We start from the raw sequence: 12204 nt of genomic DNA, 5'->3' as shown, positions 1-12204 counted from the left end.
TAGCCCGGTGCGGAGATGAAGAAGTGGATGTGTGCCGGACGATTGCCGTGGCGGCCCAGGTGGTTCAGCACTTCCTGGGTGGTGCCATCCGGCGGGCAGCCGTAGCCGGACGGCACGATGCTGCGGGCGCGGTAGCGGCCATCGGCATCGGTGACGATGCGGCGACGCAGGTTGTAGTCCGACTGGGTGGTGTCGAAGTAGGAATAGGTGCCCTTGGTGTTGGCGTGCCACAGGTCGACCACGGCACCGGCGATCGGTTTGCCCTCGGCGTCTTTGACCTGGCCCTGGAGGAACATCACGGTGCCGGCATCGGTGCCGTCGTCCATGCGCGTTTCGCCTTCGGACAGCGGCGCGCCAGCTACGTACAGCGGACCTTCGATGGTGCGCGGGGTGCCGCCGGACAGGCCGGCCTGCTCGTCCTGGGCATCCAGCAGCAGGTCCAGGTAGTGCTCCAGGCCAAGGCCGGCTACCAGCAGGCCGGCTTCGCCGCGGGCGCCCATGCGGTTGAAGTAGTCCACCGCTTTCCAGAACTCTTCGGTGGTGACTTCCAGGTCTTCGATGATTTTGATGGTGTCGACCAGGATGCGGTTCACCAGCTTCTTCATGCGCTGGCTGCCTTGGTCGTTGTTGAAGCCGCTCACTTCCTGGAAGAACTTCTGGACGCTTTCGGTACTGGACAGTTTGATAGTCATGGCTATTTCCTCATCTTGTTGTTATCGGGCGCGAATCGATCAGCGATCGTCTTCGTGAATCGATGACGGGTGGCGGCAGAGGCCGTCCACCTCGATCTCCATGTAGGGGAACAGCGGCAGCTGCATCAGGGTGTCGTGCAGCTCCTCGACGCTGGCGAGGTCGAACACGCTGTAGTTGGCGTAGTGACCGGCGATGCGCCACAGGTGGCGCCACTTGCCCTCACGCTGCAGGCGCTGGGCCAGTTCTTTCTCGTCGGCCTTGAGCTTGGCCGCCTTGGTGGGGTCCATGTCGACCGGCAGTTTTACGGTCATCTTCACGTGGAACAGCATGGAAAGATCTCCTGTTTACTTGCGGCGGAAGAACGCCAGGCGCTCTTCGTCCAGGGCCAGGCCAAGGCCCGGGGTACGCGGCACGTGCAGCTGGAAGTCGCGGTAGACCGGCGCTTCGGTGACGATTTCCTCGGTCAGCAGCAGTGGGCCGAACAGCTCGGTGTGCCAGGTCAGTTGCTTGAGGGTGACGAAGGCATGGGCCGACGCCAGGGTGCCGATGGAGCCTTCCAGCATGGTGCCGCCATACAGGGCGATACCGGCCGCCTCGGCGATCTGGGCGGTGCGCAGCACGGCACGTGGGCCACCGTTCTTGGCAATTTTCAGGGCAAAGATGCTGGCGGCGCCGTCGGCAGCCAGGCTGAAGGCGTCCTCGACGCTTTCGATGGACTCGTCGGCCATGATCGGCGCCGGGCTGCGCTGGTTCAGGCGTACCTGGCCGGAACGGTTGATGCGCGAAATGGGCTGTTCGATCAGGTCGATGCCGTTATCACCAAGGATATGGCAGGCACGCAGGGCAACGGATTCGTCCCAGGCCTGGTTGACGTCGACACGCACGCTGGCGTTGTCGCCCAGGGCCTGCTTGATGGCGATCACGTGCTTGAGGTCGCGGTTCACTTCACCCGCGCCGATCTTCAGTTTGAAGATGCGGTGACGGCGGATTTCCAGCATGTGCTCGGCTTCGGCGATGTCCTTGGCGGTATCCCCGCTGGCCAGGGTCCAGGCCACTTCCAGGCCGTCACGCACGCGGCCGCCGAGCAGTTCGCTCACCGGCAGGCCGAGGCGCTTGCCCTGGGCGTCGAGCAGTGCGCTTTCCAGGCCGGACTTGGCGAAGGTGTTGCCCTTGGCGGCCTTGTCCAGGCGCAGCATGGCGGCATTGATGTTGCTGGCGTCCTGGCCGATCAGCAGCGGCGCGAGGTGGCTGTCGATGTTCTGCTTGATGCTCTCCGGGCTTTCGTTGCCGTAGGCCAGCCCACCGATGGTGGTGGACTCGCCGATGCCTTCGATGCCATCGGAGCAGCGCAGGCGGATCACCACCAGGGTCTGGTTCTGCATGGTGTGCATGGCCAGCTTGTGCGGGCGGATGGTCGGCAGGTCGACGATGATCGTCTCGACGCTTTCGATCAGGACTTGGCTCACTTCAATACCCATCAGGTTCGTTTCATCTGGTCCCGATAGTGGCCGCGACAAATCGCGGGGTCCAATATAGAGTTTGTCTAGCACGATACCTCCAGGGTATCGACAAACCCGAAAAGTCACCGCCCCGGAGTCACCATGGAGCTTCGCCACCTGCGCTACTTCCAGGCGCTTGCCGAAACCCTCAATTTCACCCGTGCCGCCGAGCGCCTGCACATCGCTCAACCCCCACTGAGCCGGCAGATACAGCAACTCGAAGAGGAGCTCGGGGTGGCATTGCTGGACCGTGGCAGACCCCTGCGCCTGACCGAGGCAGGACGCTTTTTCCATGAGCACTCCAGCACCCTCCTCGAGCAGCTGACGAAGGTTTGTGACAATACCCGCCGCATTGGGTCAGGCGAAAAAGCCTGGCTCGGCATCGGCTTCGCGCCCTCCACCCTCTACGGTGTGCTGCCCGATCTGATCCGTCGTTTGCGCAGCGACGCCGGGCTGGAACTGGGCCTGTCGGAGATGACCACCCTGCAACAGGTGGACTCGCTCAAGGCCGGGCGCATCGACGTCGGCTTCGGCCGCATCCACATCAATGATCCGGCCATCCAGCAAGAGGTGCTGACCCTCGACCCGCTAGTGGCCGCCCTCCCCGCCGGACATCCGCTTCTACCCGGCCCGGTGAGCCTTACCGACCTGGCCCAGGAGCCTTTCGTGCTCTATCCGGGCAACCCACGGCCAAGCTATGCCGACCATGTGCTGGCACTGTTCGCGGCCTACGGCCTGCAGATCGAAGTGGCGCAATGGACCAACGAACTGCAGACCGCCATCGGCCTGGTGGCTGCCGGTATCGGCATCACCCTGGTGCCGGCCTCGGTACAGGTGCTGCACCGCATCGACATCGGCTACGCCAACCTGCAGGAAGCCCAGGCCACCTCCCCCATCATCATCAGCCGCCGTGTGGGCGATGCCTCCCCGGCGCTGACCCATTGCCTGGCTCTGATCGAAGAGCTGTCCGAAGGGCATATCGGTGCCTGAGCGTGCTCGGGGCCCCTGCGCTGCCCTTGGCGAATAAATTCACGCCCACAAGAGAGCGGCCGAAGCGCCCCTACAACAAGAAAAAAAGCCCGCAAAGGAGTGGAACGGGCTGAGGTAAAGCTAAAAAGGGTTTTCGCCTACTGCAGCGGCGAGAACTTCGCCGGCAGGTAGGCGGTGGAATGCATTTCACGCAGTTGCGGCCCGGAGTTCTCCGGTGGCCAGACGCCGTCTTCCACCGCCCGCGTGCGCACGTCGAGGCGCTGTTCCAGGGTCGCGTAGGGCCAGATGTGCAGGTAACGCGGCGTGCGTCCGTCGGTGGCGTAGAAGGCCGCGTAGACCTGTGAATAACTTGCGCCGGTGCGCGGCCCGACGGCCTTTTTCCAGCCTTCCAGGGTGGGGGTCAAGCCGGAGGGAATCAGGTTGTATTCGCGCAGTTCGTAGAAGGGGCCGTGGGCGCCCGGCGCGAGGGGTTCGAGGAAGGGAAACAAGCTGTAGTTCTCCACCTTCATGTCGAGCATGAACTCCTCGATGCCGAATGCATCCCGCGCCAGCAGGTAGCGCTCGCGCTCGGCCTGACGGGCCTGTTCGTCGCTGAAGCCGCGCAGCACGGCGACCTGGTTCAGGGGGCCGATTTCCGAGGACCAGCAGCCGACCAATGTGCAGCCCGGCAGCGCTTCGGCAAGGGTGGATTCCAGGCGCGCCAGGGTCGCGGCGGGAGTACGCACGCGCAGGGTGAAGGTGATGAGTTCGTAGAGTCGCATCGGAGTCTCGCTGCCAGGTAAGAATGCGGGGCCGACCGTTTTCGACCGGCCCCGCAGGGTCAGAACTTGAAGGTATAAGTGGTGATCAGGCGGTTTTCCTGATAGTCCGGACCCGAGGCACTGCCGTTGCCGTAGCGTGTCTTGACGTCGATGTTGCGCCACTCGAAACCGACGCCCTTGAGCGGGCCGCTCTGCACCACGTAGCTGAGGTAGATGTTGCGTTCGCTCTCGACGTTCTGGTCCAGGGCGTTGTTGCCACGGTCGATGCCGGTGCCTCGCAGGTAGCGGGTCATCAGCTTCAGGCCGGGCACGCCGTAGGCGGCAAAGTCGAGGTCGTAGCGCAGCTGCCAGGAGCTTTCGTTGGGTTTTACGAAACCGACGGTGGACCAGTTCACCAGATACGGCTGCGGCGCGTAGCCGTTGAGCGTTGGGAAGACACTCTCGCCGAGCATGCGCTGGTAGCCGACGCCGATGGCGTGGGGGCCCTTGCGCAGGGTGGTCATCGCGCCGTAGGAGCGGTTGTCGATATCGCCGTACAACGCCTTGCCGTCTTCGCTGTTGTCGAAGTAGCGCAGGTCTGTCTTCAGGCCATAGCCGCCACCCAGGTCAGCGGTATGGGTCGCGCCCAGGTAATGCTGCTGGTAGATGTCTTCCAGCTGGCCGTAGAAGTAGCTGGCGGTAAGGCTCGGGGTGAAGGCGTAGGTGGCACCGCCGAAATTCAGGCCATCGCTGCGGCGTTTGATGTCCGGCCCATTGAACAGGTACATCTTCTCGCGGTTGGACGATTCGCGACTGCTGATCTCGGTGAAACGGCCACCGGTGAGCGTCAGCCGGTCCACTTCACGGGACTCCAGCAGGAAGCCGTGGAAAGTGGTGATCAGTTGGCGGGAATCATCGTAGAAGGCCACCGGCAGCATCGGCCGATGCTCGCCGACCTTCAACTCGGTCTTGGAGTAACGCACCTTTCCGGTCAGCGCGGCGCGGCCGTAGTCGCGCACCTGCTCACCTTTGCTGTCGTCGTAGGGAATGATGGTGTCCGGGCCGCGACCGCCGCCGCCATCGAGGCGATAGGCATATTGCCCGGATACATCCAGACCGAACTGCAAAGTGCCTTCGGTATATCCGGAGATGGCACGGAAGTCGAAACCCTGGGTCCAACTTCCAATACGCGACTTTGGTGCATCATCCTGTTTGAAATCACGATCGATATAGAAGTTGCGCAGGCCAAGGCTGATTTGCCGATCCTTCACGAAGTCCGCCTGGGCGGACATCGGCATGAGCATCCCCATCAGGCCCGCGGCAGCCACGCCGCTGGCCAGCCAGCTTTTCTGAAACATGGAAGTGATCCTTTCTTACATGTGCATGCAAGGCACATCTAGTGGGAGCAGATTAATTAGCAAGAAGTGCAACTTCGGCAGTTAATCCACAGTTTTGTTTTTATAACCACTTACTTCAAAAAAGTTGTAGCAAGGCCCGCCACCCGAACATGTACGGGCGCCCTCGATATATATAGTTATGGGTACAGCTTCAAACTGGATGAAGTACAACTTCATCCGGTATTCCGGCGATCAGCCGAAATCCATTGGCAGGCCTGCGACCCGCATCGCGAATGAATCCGCTCCTACACGCTAACCGGGTCTCGTTTGCCGTAGGAACCAGCTTGCTGGCGAACAACCTGCGGCAGACTTTCGCGGCCCCCGCTCCTACAGGTCGATCAGCAGGCCGAGCGCGAGGCATCCCCCAGGCGGTGGTAGGCGCGGTTGAAATACACCAGGCCTTCCTGGTTCTTGCCGTGACGGATGCCCAGCACCTCGCAGTAGAAGATGGTGTGCGAGCCCACCTCATGCGCCTGGGCGATGCGGCAGTCGAAGCTCACCAGGGCGTCGTCCAGCAGCGGCGAACCGCTCTCCAGGGTGCTCCAGCTGGCGCGGGCGAAACGTTGCTCGGAGTCCAGTTCGCGGTTGGCGAAGACACCGGAGATTTCCTTCAGCTCGGCGGTCAGCACGTTCACGCTGAGCACGCCGTTCTGTTTGAAATGGCCATTGGCGAACGAGGAGCGGTTCATGCACACCAGCAGCGTCGGCGGCTGGTCGGTGACGCTGCACACAGCCGAAGCGGTAAAGCCCCAGCGGCCTGCGGTGCCATCGGTGGTGATGACTGAAACGGCGCCGCCCAGCAGCGCCATGGCATTACGGAATCCATTGGTATCGACCATGGTCTTGCCCCTCAGCTGTCAGATGTCCAGCACCAGTTTTTTCGACTTGGCCCGCGAGCAGCAGACCAGGATCTGGTCGTTGGCGGCTTTTTCTTCATCGGTCAGGTAGACGTCACGGTGGTCCGGTTCGCCTTCCAGTACGTTGCACAGGCAGGTACCGCAGACGCCCTGCTCGCAGGAAATCTCGATCTTGATACCGACGCCGGCGAGAGCGTCGACGATGCTCTGGCCCTCAGCCACCTGCACCGCCTTGCCGCTGCGCGAAGCAACGACTTCGAAGCTGTCGCCACTGGCGTCCACTTCCACCTGGAAGTACTCGCGGTGGATGTGATCGTCGGCGTAACCGGCCTTGCGTGCCTCACTGATCACCCAGTCCATGAACCCGGCCGGGCCGCAAACATAGACGTGAACATCGGCCGCTGGTTGCCCCAGCACGGCGGGCAGGTCGAGCTTCTGCTCGGCGGCCTCATCATCGAAATGGGTACGGACGCAAGCGGCGAAGTCGGCGCTTTCCAGCTCGTCGAGGAAGGCGGTACGGCTGCGCGAGCGACCGCAGTAGTGCAGCTCGAAGGCACTGTCCTTCGCAGTCAGCTCGTGGGCCATGGCGATCATCGGGGTAATGCCGATGCCACCGCCGATGAGGATCGAACGGCTCGCGCCGCCGGCCAGCGGGAAGAGGTTGCGCGGTGCGCCGATGGCGACCTCGCTGCCTTCCTGCAGCAGTTCATGGACCGCAACCGAACCGCCACGGGAAGCCGGATCGCGCAGCACGCCAAGGCGGTAGACGGAGGCGTTGGCCGGGTCACCGCAAAGGGAGTACTGGCGCACCAGGCCGGGCTTGAGGTGGATATCCACATGGGCGCCGGCTTCGAACGCCGGCAGGGGTTTGCCCGACGGGTCGGCGAGGTCGAGGATCACCACGCCCTCGCCCTGCTCCACCCGCTTGCGGACCACCAGATTCAACACTTGCTCACTCATACCGGCCTTCCCGCACCTTCAAGGTGCTGCTTGTTCTCGTTGTTACCCACCGCACTGCACGCACGGCCTTGCTTTGTCGCTTCGCGCACTTAGCGCATGAACAGTCCACCGTTCACATCCCAGGTCGCCCCGGTAGTGAAATAGGCTTCAGGACGCGCCAGCTGCACCACCAGATCGCCGAGGAAATCCGCATCGCCCAGGCGCTTGACCGGGATGTTGGCAAGCAGCCCTTCCATGCGCTCGGCCGGCACCGCTGCGCGCACGGCGGGCGATTCGATCGGCCCGGGCGCGATAGCGTTGACGGTCACACCACTGGCCGCCAGCTCCTTGGCGAAGATCTTGGTCAGGGTGACGATGGCGCCCTTGGACGCGGCGTAGTGCGCGCCCGTGGCGGTGCCGCCGTTCTGCCCGGCCAGAGAAGCCATGTTGACGATCCGCCCGTAGCCGGCCGCGGCCATGTGCGCGCCGAATACCTGGCAGCCGACGAAGACGCTGCGGGTATTGAGGCTCAGGACCCGGTCGAACTCCTCGGGGCTGATCTGCATGACCGGCGTGGTCATGGTCATGGCTGCGTTGTTCACCACCACATGCAGCGCACCGAAGCGATCCAGCGACGCCGCCAGCGCCGCCTCGAAGTCGGCCTTGCTGGCCACATCGAGTTTCAGCGCCAGGCTGCGTTCGCCGCTCGGGTCGAGCCGGTCGGCAGCGGCCTGGGCGCGTTCCAGCGACAGGTCGGAGATCACCACGGCGTAACCGGCGGCGAACAGGCGGCTGGCGATGGCGAGGCCGAGGCCCTGGGCGGCGCCGGTGACGAGTGCAATCTGACTCATGGCGCGCTCCCCAGGGTCGACTCATGGGCTCGCGAGCTAGAGCGAGACAAGGAAGAAATGGCTGAGAGAGCGGAGTTTACGTGCTGTAAATGAGCATCTCGAAGCCATTGATGACGCGGTATCGCCGACGCGCAGCAGCTCATGGGTCGGCCCTCAGAGGATGTAACCGATACCGGCGAGGGTATCGGTGGAGTTGATCAGCTGGATCAGCTTGCGCTGGATCTTGAAACCCTCGCCTTCGCGCTTGAGCTGGAAGGTGATGTCGGCGGTGTAGTGCTTGAGCACGTCCTTGCGGAATTCCCGCAGGTTCTGTGCGCAGCGCACGGTGATCACGCCGTCTTCTTCGCCCAGCACGCGGAAGCGCGACAGGGCACGCACGGTGCGGGCCCGCGGGCTGGTGGAGATGGACTCGCCGCCGATCAGACGCTGCACCCGCAGTTGGCGCATGTGGTGGTCGTCGTAGGCGTAGTTCAGGGTGTTCTCGAAATCGGTCTCGGTCGGATCGATCGGAATGATGTAGGTGCCCTTGTCGGACCACAGGTTCAACCAGGCGTCGAATTCGCCGTGGTCGAGCATGTCCGCTTCCTGCCAGATGAAAGCGCTGACGTGGTTGAGCAATTCAAGGTTCATGGCTGGTCTCTTCAAACTGTGCGTTGCGTGGCCACGCCGCCCTTCTCACCGCTGGGGAGGGGCGCGCGCAGCGTCGGATGGGGTTAGGCCGACATCATCTTTTTCCACTGCTGATAGGCCGCGCGCATGCCGGTCTCGGCGCTGACGTCGCTGATCAGCCCGTCCTCGCTCGGCTTCTCGCCGGGCAGGCCGCGGTTGAGCATGATCCAGAGGTCGGTGCCCGCCTGGGCGCCCTTCTGCACACGCTCCCAGGCCTCGGAATCATCCGGGGTGCCGAAGCCCATGGGGCCCTGGAAGTGTTCGTGCAGGCGCAGTCGGTAGCGGTTGGCCACGGCCGGGCCGCCGTCCATGGTGATCACCGCGTGGTGGATTTCGGTCTCGTTCACGGAGATCGGCTGCAGCACACGGAAGAAGGCCATGGAGCAGGCCACGTTGGGGAACAGGTTGAGGTTGAAGCCGGAGCCGCCGACGGCGCGGACGATACGGCGCACCTGCTGTTCCTCGATGCCTTCGGCGCGCAGATCAATGGCCAGGGCCTCGAAACGCTCGGGGATCGGCAGGTCCAGGTTGGCTTCCAGGTCCACCAGGTCGGGGATCATCACCATCACGCTGTGGCCGTTGCCGAGGTCTTCGACGTAGCCCGGACCCTTCACGAAATCGAAGAGTTCCAGGGTTTGCTCGTCCACCGAGGACAGGAACGACTTGTGCACCAGCGGGAAGTGGTAGGCATCCGTGGTGTTTTCCAGCTGGATCTTCCAGTTGCCGGGGAAGCGGAAGCGGTGCTCACCGGAAACCTTAACGCCGTAGCCGGCACCCTGCTTCATGAACAGATCGATCCACTTTTTGGCCGGGCCGAGGAAGTCCACCAGCGGCTCGATGTCGTCCTTGAAGGTGGCGAAGATCATGCCGTTGTATTCCTCGACACGCAGGCTCACCAGCGGCAGCTCGCCCTTGTCCAGGCAATCGGCGTAGCTCTCCGGGTGCGGCACGCCGCGCAGGCTGCCGTCCAGGGCGTAGCTCCAGCCGTGGTAGGGGCAGACGAAGCTGTTGGTCTTGCCCTTCTTGTGCTCGCAGACGGTGGCGCCACGGTGACGGCAGCGGTTGAGCAGCACGTGCACGTCCTTCTTGCGGTCACGCACCACGATCACCGGCTGCTTGCCGACGTAGGTGCTCTTGTAGCTGCCGGCCTCGGGAATCTCACTGGCATGGGCGACCCAGATCCAGGTGCTGTAGAAGACCTTCTCCAGCTCTTCGTCGAAGATGCGGGCGTCGGTATAGAGGGAGGTGTGCACGCGGTCGTGCAGCACCAGGTCGGCCGGCGAGCTGGCCAGGTTCACGGTTTCGATCAGGTTGGTCACGATCACTCCTCGTCGGCGCAAGGCGTCGACTCACACAAAGTTCTTGTTGGCGGCTTCCGTAGGAGCGAGCTTGCTCGCGAACCTCGGTCGCTCCCCTTTCGCGAGCAAGGACTCGGCGTCCCCCCTCGCTCCTACACAAAGGCAGGCAGGTGTTTTCATTTGCCCGGCACCGGCAGGTGCGCGGAATCGTTCCAGGCATCCACCGGGCGGCTGAACAGGTTCTCGGTCTGGAAATGCGCCATGCGCCAGGTGCCCTCTTCCTCGCGGAACTTCACCGTCAGGCGCGCTGCATTGAGGTGCGAGGCGCCGCTGGCAAAGGTGGAGGTCTGCAACATCACCCAGCTGCCAAGCGCTTGCGCGCCTTCTACGCGAATCAGCTCGGAGCAGAGGAAGTGCACGTTCAGGGCGAAGTGCGCCGGCTCGACCATGTAGGTGGCGAACATGGCGCGGATCGCCTCACGGCCCTGGTAGCCACCGAAGCTCTTGGCGTACTTGGCACCCTTGCCTTCCCAGATGGCGTCGGCGGTGAACAGGCCGGCCAACTCATCCAGGGGCGTGCGGGCATCCAGTGCGTCGCACAGCTCCATGTAGCGGTTCATGCAGGCGCGCACGGAATGTTCGCTTTCCAGTTGGCGCAGGCGTTGCTCAAGGGCTTCGGTCATGGCGGTCACGCGCGCTGGATGATCAGTTCGCGGCCGGTACGGGCCTCGACCTTGGCGTAGCGCCAGAGTTTGTAGGTGCCGTCGCCCACCGGGGTGGTGCGGAACAGGTTGCAGGCGGCGTGCACGGTTTCGATGTCCGGTACGTCGGCCAGCAGGTAGGTGGTCCAGGGGTAGCCGGTGGACGGGCCGACCATGCTCTGGTCGTCGTCCATGTTGCCGAACACCTTCACACCGGGCAGGTCGTGGATGCCGTTCCACATTTCGCTGAAAGCAGCCCAGACCTGCAGTTGTTCTTCGCGCGGCGCATCGAAGAAGTTCTGGTTGATACCCATGCAGAACAGGACGCGCAGGGCTTTTTTATCGCTCATCAGAATCACCGATCAGTCAGTTGGAATTCACAGGTAGCCGGGCAGCGGCTTGTTGCCGAAGAAGATCGCGCCGGCGTTCTGGTAGGTCATGTCGCCCATGAAGGCGTGCTGGGTGATCACCAGGGTGTCGTTGACGAAGCGCGACAGCGGGTTGTCCCGGTACACGCCGGTCATGCCGGAGAGCATCTGCGCGGTACGCGCCACTTCGGCCGCCACGCGGGTGGCATGGGTCGAGGACAGGCGCAGCAGGTTGGTCTGTTCCACGCTCACCGGGTCGCCGGCCAGCAAGTTGGCCCAGGCGTTTTCCATGGCCTCGTAGAACCAGGCACGGGCGGCGCGCAATTCGGCTTCGGCCTTGGCCATCTGCATCTGCGCCAACGGGCGGTCGGAAAGGGCCGGGGCACCGGTGACGGAGAAACGACCAGTGGCCATGCCGGACAGGTAGTCCAGCGCGGCACGAGCGACGCCCAGCCCCACGACAGACAGCACCTGGGTGGCGAAGGACAGGGACGGATAACGGAACATCGGTTCGTCGAGGTTGGACGGGCCACCACGGACGAAGGTCCATTCCTCGGGGACTACCACGCCATCGATCACCACGTCATGGCTGCCGGTGCCGATCAGGCCGACCACGTCCCAGGTCTCCTCGATCTTCACCTTTTCGCTCGGCATCACGGCCAGACGAGGCAGACCGACGGTGTCACCGTTCTTCGGGCTGATGCCGACACCAATCAGGTTGGCGCCCATGCAACCACTGGAGAACTTCCAGCGGCCGTTGACCTCCAGTCCGCCTTCGACGAAGACGGCCGGTTGCGGCGGGAAGATGCCACCGGCGAACACCACGTCCGGACCGTTGGCATAGACCTTTTCCAGGGTCGCCAGGGGCAGCGCCGCCAGGTACACCGGGTTCATGCCGAAGCTGGCGACCCAGCCGGCAGAGCCATCGGCGGCGGAAATGTCTTCCACCATCTGGCAGAACTCCATCGGCGAGCGCTGATCGCCTCCGAAGCGAGTGGGCACCAGAGCACGGTAGACGCCGAGCTCCTTGAAGCGCTCGATCACGTCCTGGGAAATGAATTTCTGCCGGTCGAATTCCTCGCGCCGGGCACGCTCGCGGATGTCTGCGAGCAGTGCCTGGAATCCTTCACTCGCGGTAATCGGGGTGGGGCGCTGGTAATCCAGCTCGCTTAGCGAAGACATGGGGCTCTCCAGGTGGGCTT

At 63.4% G+C, this 12204-nt stretch carries 14 protein-coding genes; 1 reads left to right on the top strand and 13 read right to left on the bottom strand.

What is annotated here, in order from left to right; genetic code table 11:
• The 3 genes from E8E75_RS06870 to E8E75_RS06860 form a co-directional block, all read right to left on the bottom strand.
• On the bottom strand, nucleotides 1-692 hold a 692-nt coding region (locus E8E75_RS06870), incomplete at its 3' end, for a dioxygenase (RefSeq protein WP_280358363.1).
• Nucleotides 693-731: 39 nt separating this feature from the next.
• Nucleotides 732-1022: a muconolactone Delta-isomerase gene (gene catC / locus E8E75_RS06865; protein WP_153918360.1), complete on the bottom strand. Its 291-nt coding sequence runs from the start codon at nucleotides 1020-1022 to the stop codon at nucleotides 732-734.
• Between the two features lie 15 nt (nucleotides 1023-1037).
• Entirely contained in the window at nucleotides 1038-2159 is a 1122-nt protein-coding gene (locus tag E8E75_RS06860) for a muconate cycloisomerase family protein (RefSeq protein WP_120655383.1), read from the bottom strand.
• A 135-nt stretch (nucleotides 2160-2294) separates the two neighbouring features.
• Here E8E75_RS06860 and E8E75_RS06855 point away from each other — a divergent pair, with 135 nt between their 5' ends.
• A complete protein-coding gene (locus E8E75_RS06855; RefSeq protein ID WP_153918356.1) occupies nucleotides 2295-3182 on the top strand; it encodes a LysR family transcriptional regulator in 888 nt (295 codons plus the stop codon).
• A 137-nt stretch (nucleotides 3183-3319) separates the two neighbouring features.
• Here E8E75_RS06855 and E8E75_RS06850 read toward each other — a convergent pair whose 3' ends face one another.
• The 10 genes from E8E75_RS06850 to E8E75_RS06805 form a co-directional block, all read right to left on the bottom strand.
• Entirely contained in the window at nucleotides 3320-3943 is a 624-nt protein-coding gene (locus E8E75_RS06850; RefSeq protein ID WP_153918354.1) for an NIPSNAP family protein, read from the bottom strand.
• 59 nt (nucleotides 3944-4002) lie between these two features.
• Nucleotides 4003-5280 (bottom strand): OprD family porin, encoded by a 1278-nt coding sequence (locus E8E75_RS06845; RefSeq protein ID WP_120655108.1) that lies wholly within the window; start codon nucleotides 5278-5280, stop codon nucleotides 4003-4005.
• Nucleotides 5281-5657: 377 nt separating this feature from the next.
• The gene (locus tag E8E75_RS06840; protein WP_120655107.1) at nucleotides 5658-6158 is read right to left on the bottom strand and encodes a flavin reductase; all 501 of its coding nucleotides are present in this window, start codon (nucleotides 6156-6158) and stop codon (nucleotides 5658-5660) included.
• 18 nt (nucleotides 6159-6176) lie between these two features.
• The gene (locus E8E75_RS06835) at nucleotides 6177-7136 is read right to left on the bottom strand and encodes a PDR/VanB family oxidoreductase (protein WP_153918352.1); all 960 of its coding nucleotides are present in this window, start codon (nucleotides 7134-7136) and stop codon (nucleotides 6177-6179) included.
• Nucleotides 7137-7225: 89 nt separating this feature from the next.
• Nucleotides 7226-7966 (bottom strand): SDR family NAD(P)-dependent oxidoreductase, encoded by a 741-nt coding sequence (locus E8E75_RS06830; protein ID WP_153918350.1) that lies wholly within the window; start codon nucleotides 7964-7966, stop codon nucleotides 7226-7228.
• A 153-nt stretch (nucleotides 7967-8119) separates the two neighbouring features.
• Nucleotides 8120-8596: an aromatic-ring-hydroxylating dioxygenase subunit beta gene (locus E8E75_RS06825; protein WP_120655104.1), complete on the bottom strand. Its 477-nt coding sequence runs from the start codon at nucleotides 8594-8596 to the stop codon at nucleotides 8120-8122.
• An 83-nt stretch (nucleotides 8597-8679) separates the two neighbouring features.
• Entirely contained in the window at nucleotides 8680-9954 is a 1275-nt protein-coding gene (locus E8E75_RS06820) for an aromatic ring-hydroxylating dioxygenase subunit alpha (protein ID WP_120655103.1), read from the bottom strand.
• 155 nt (nucleotides 9955-10109) lie between these two features.
• On the bottom strand, nucleotides 10110-10616 hold the full coding sequence (locus tag E8E75_RS06815; protein ID WP_120655382.1) for a nuclear transport factor 2 family protein: 507 nt from the start codon (nucleotides 10614-10616) through the stop codon (nucleotides 10110-10112).
• 5 nt (nucleotides 10617-10621) lie between these two features.
• Nucleotides 10622-10984: an IacB protein gene (locus tag E8E75_RS06810; protein ID WP_120655102.1), complete on the bottom strand. Its 363-nt coding sequence runs from the start codon at nucleotides 10982-10984 to the stop codon at nucleotides 10622-10624.
• 27 nt (nucleotides 10985-11011) lie between these two features.
• Nucleotides 11012-12184, bottom strand: coding sequence for an acyl-CoA dehydrogenase family protein (locus E8E75_RS06805; RefSeq protein ID WP_153918346.1), 1173 nt, complete (start codon nucleotides 12182-12184; stop codon nucleotides 11012-11014).
• Between the last annotated feature and the right edge of the window lie 20 nt (nucleotides 12185-12204).

The organism is Pseudomonas sp. BN606, from assembly GCF_029873115.1.
GTDB lineage: Bacteria > Pseudomonadota > Gammaproteobacteria > Pseudomonadales > Pseudomonadaceae > Metapseudomonas.
The sequence above is the reverse complement of the archived record's forward strand: the minus strand, read 5'-3'. Positions and strand labels throughout refer to the sequence as shown.

Bases quoted from the DNA above. Each gene is read 5' to 3' on its own strand.
- E8E75_RS06830 (WP_153918350.1), bottom strand. From the start codon at position 7,966: ATGAGTCAGATTGCACTCGTCACCGGCGCCGCCCAGGGCCTCGGCCTC.
- catC (WP_153918360.1), bottom strand. From the start codon at position 1,022: ATGCTGTTCCACGTGAAGATGACCGTAAAACTGCCGGTCGACATGGAC.
- E8E75_RS06815 (WP_120655382.1), bottom strand. From the start codon at position 10,616: ATGACCGAAGCCCTTGAGCAACGCCTGCGCCAACTGGAAAGCGAACAT.
- E8E75_RS06850 (WP_153918354.1), bottom strand. From the start codon at position 3,943: ATGCGACTCTACGAACTCATCACCTTCACCCTGCGCGTGCGTACTCCC.
- E8E75_RS06810 (WP_120655102.1), bottom strand. From the start codon at position 10,984: ATGAGCGATAAAAAAGCCCTGCGCGTCCTGTTCTGCATGGGTATCAAC.
- E8E75_RS06845 (WP_120655108.1), bottom strand. From the start codon at position 5,280: ATGTTTCAGAAAAGCTGGCTGGCCAGCGGCGTGGCTGCCGCGGGCCTG.
- E8E75_RS06855 (WP_153918356.1), top strand. From the start codon at position 2,295: ATGGAGCTTCGCCACCTGCGCTACTTCCAGGCGCTTGCCGAAACCCTC.
- E8E75_RS06835 (WP_153918352.1), bottom strand. From the start codon at position 7,136: ATGAGTGAGCAAGTGTTGAATCTGGTGGTCCGCAAGCGGGTGGAGCAG.
- E8E75_RS06840 (WP_120655107.1), bottom strand. From the start codon at position 6,158: ATGGTCGATACCAATGGATTCCGTAATGCCATGGCGCTGCTGGGCGGC.
- E8E75_RS06805 (WP_153918346.1), bottom strand. From the start codon at position 12,184: ATGTCTTCGCTAAGCGAGCTGGATTACCAGCGCCCCACCCCGATTACC.
- E8E75_RS06825 (WP_120655104.1), bottom strand. From the start codon at position 8,596: ATGAACCTTGAATTGCTCAACCACGTCAGCGCTTTCATCTGGCAGGAA.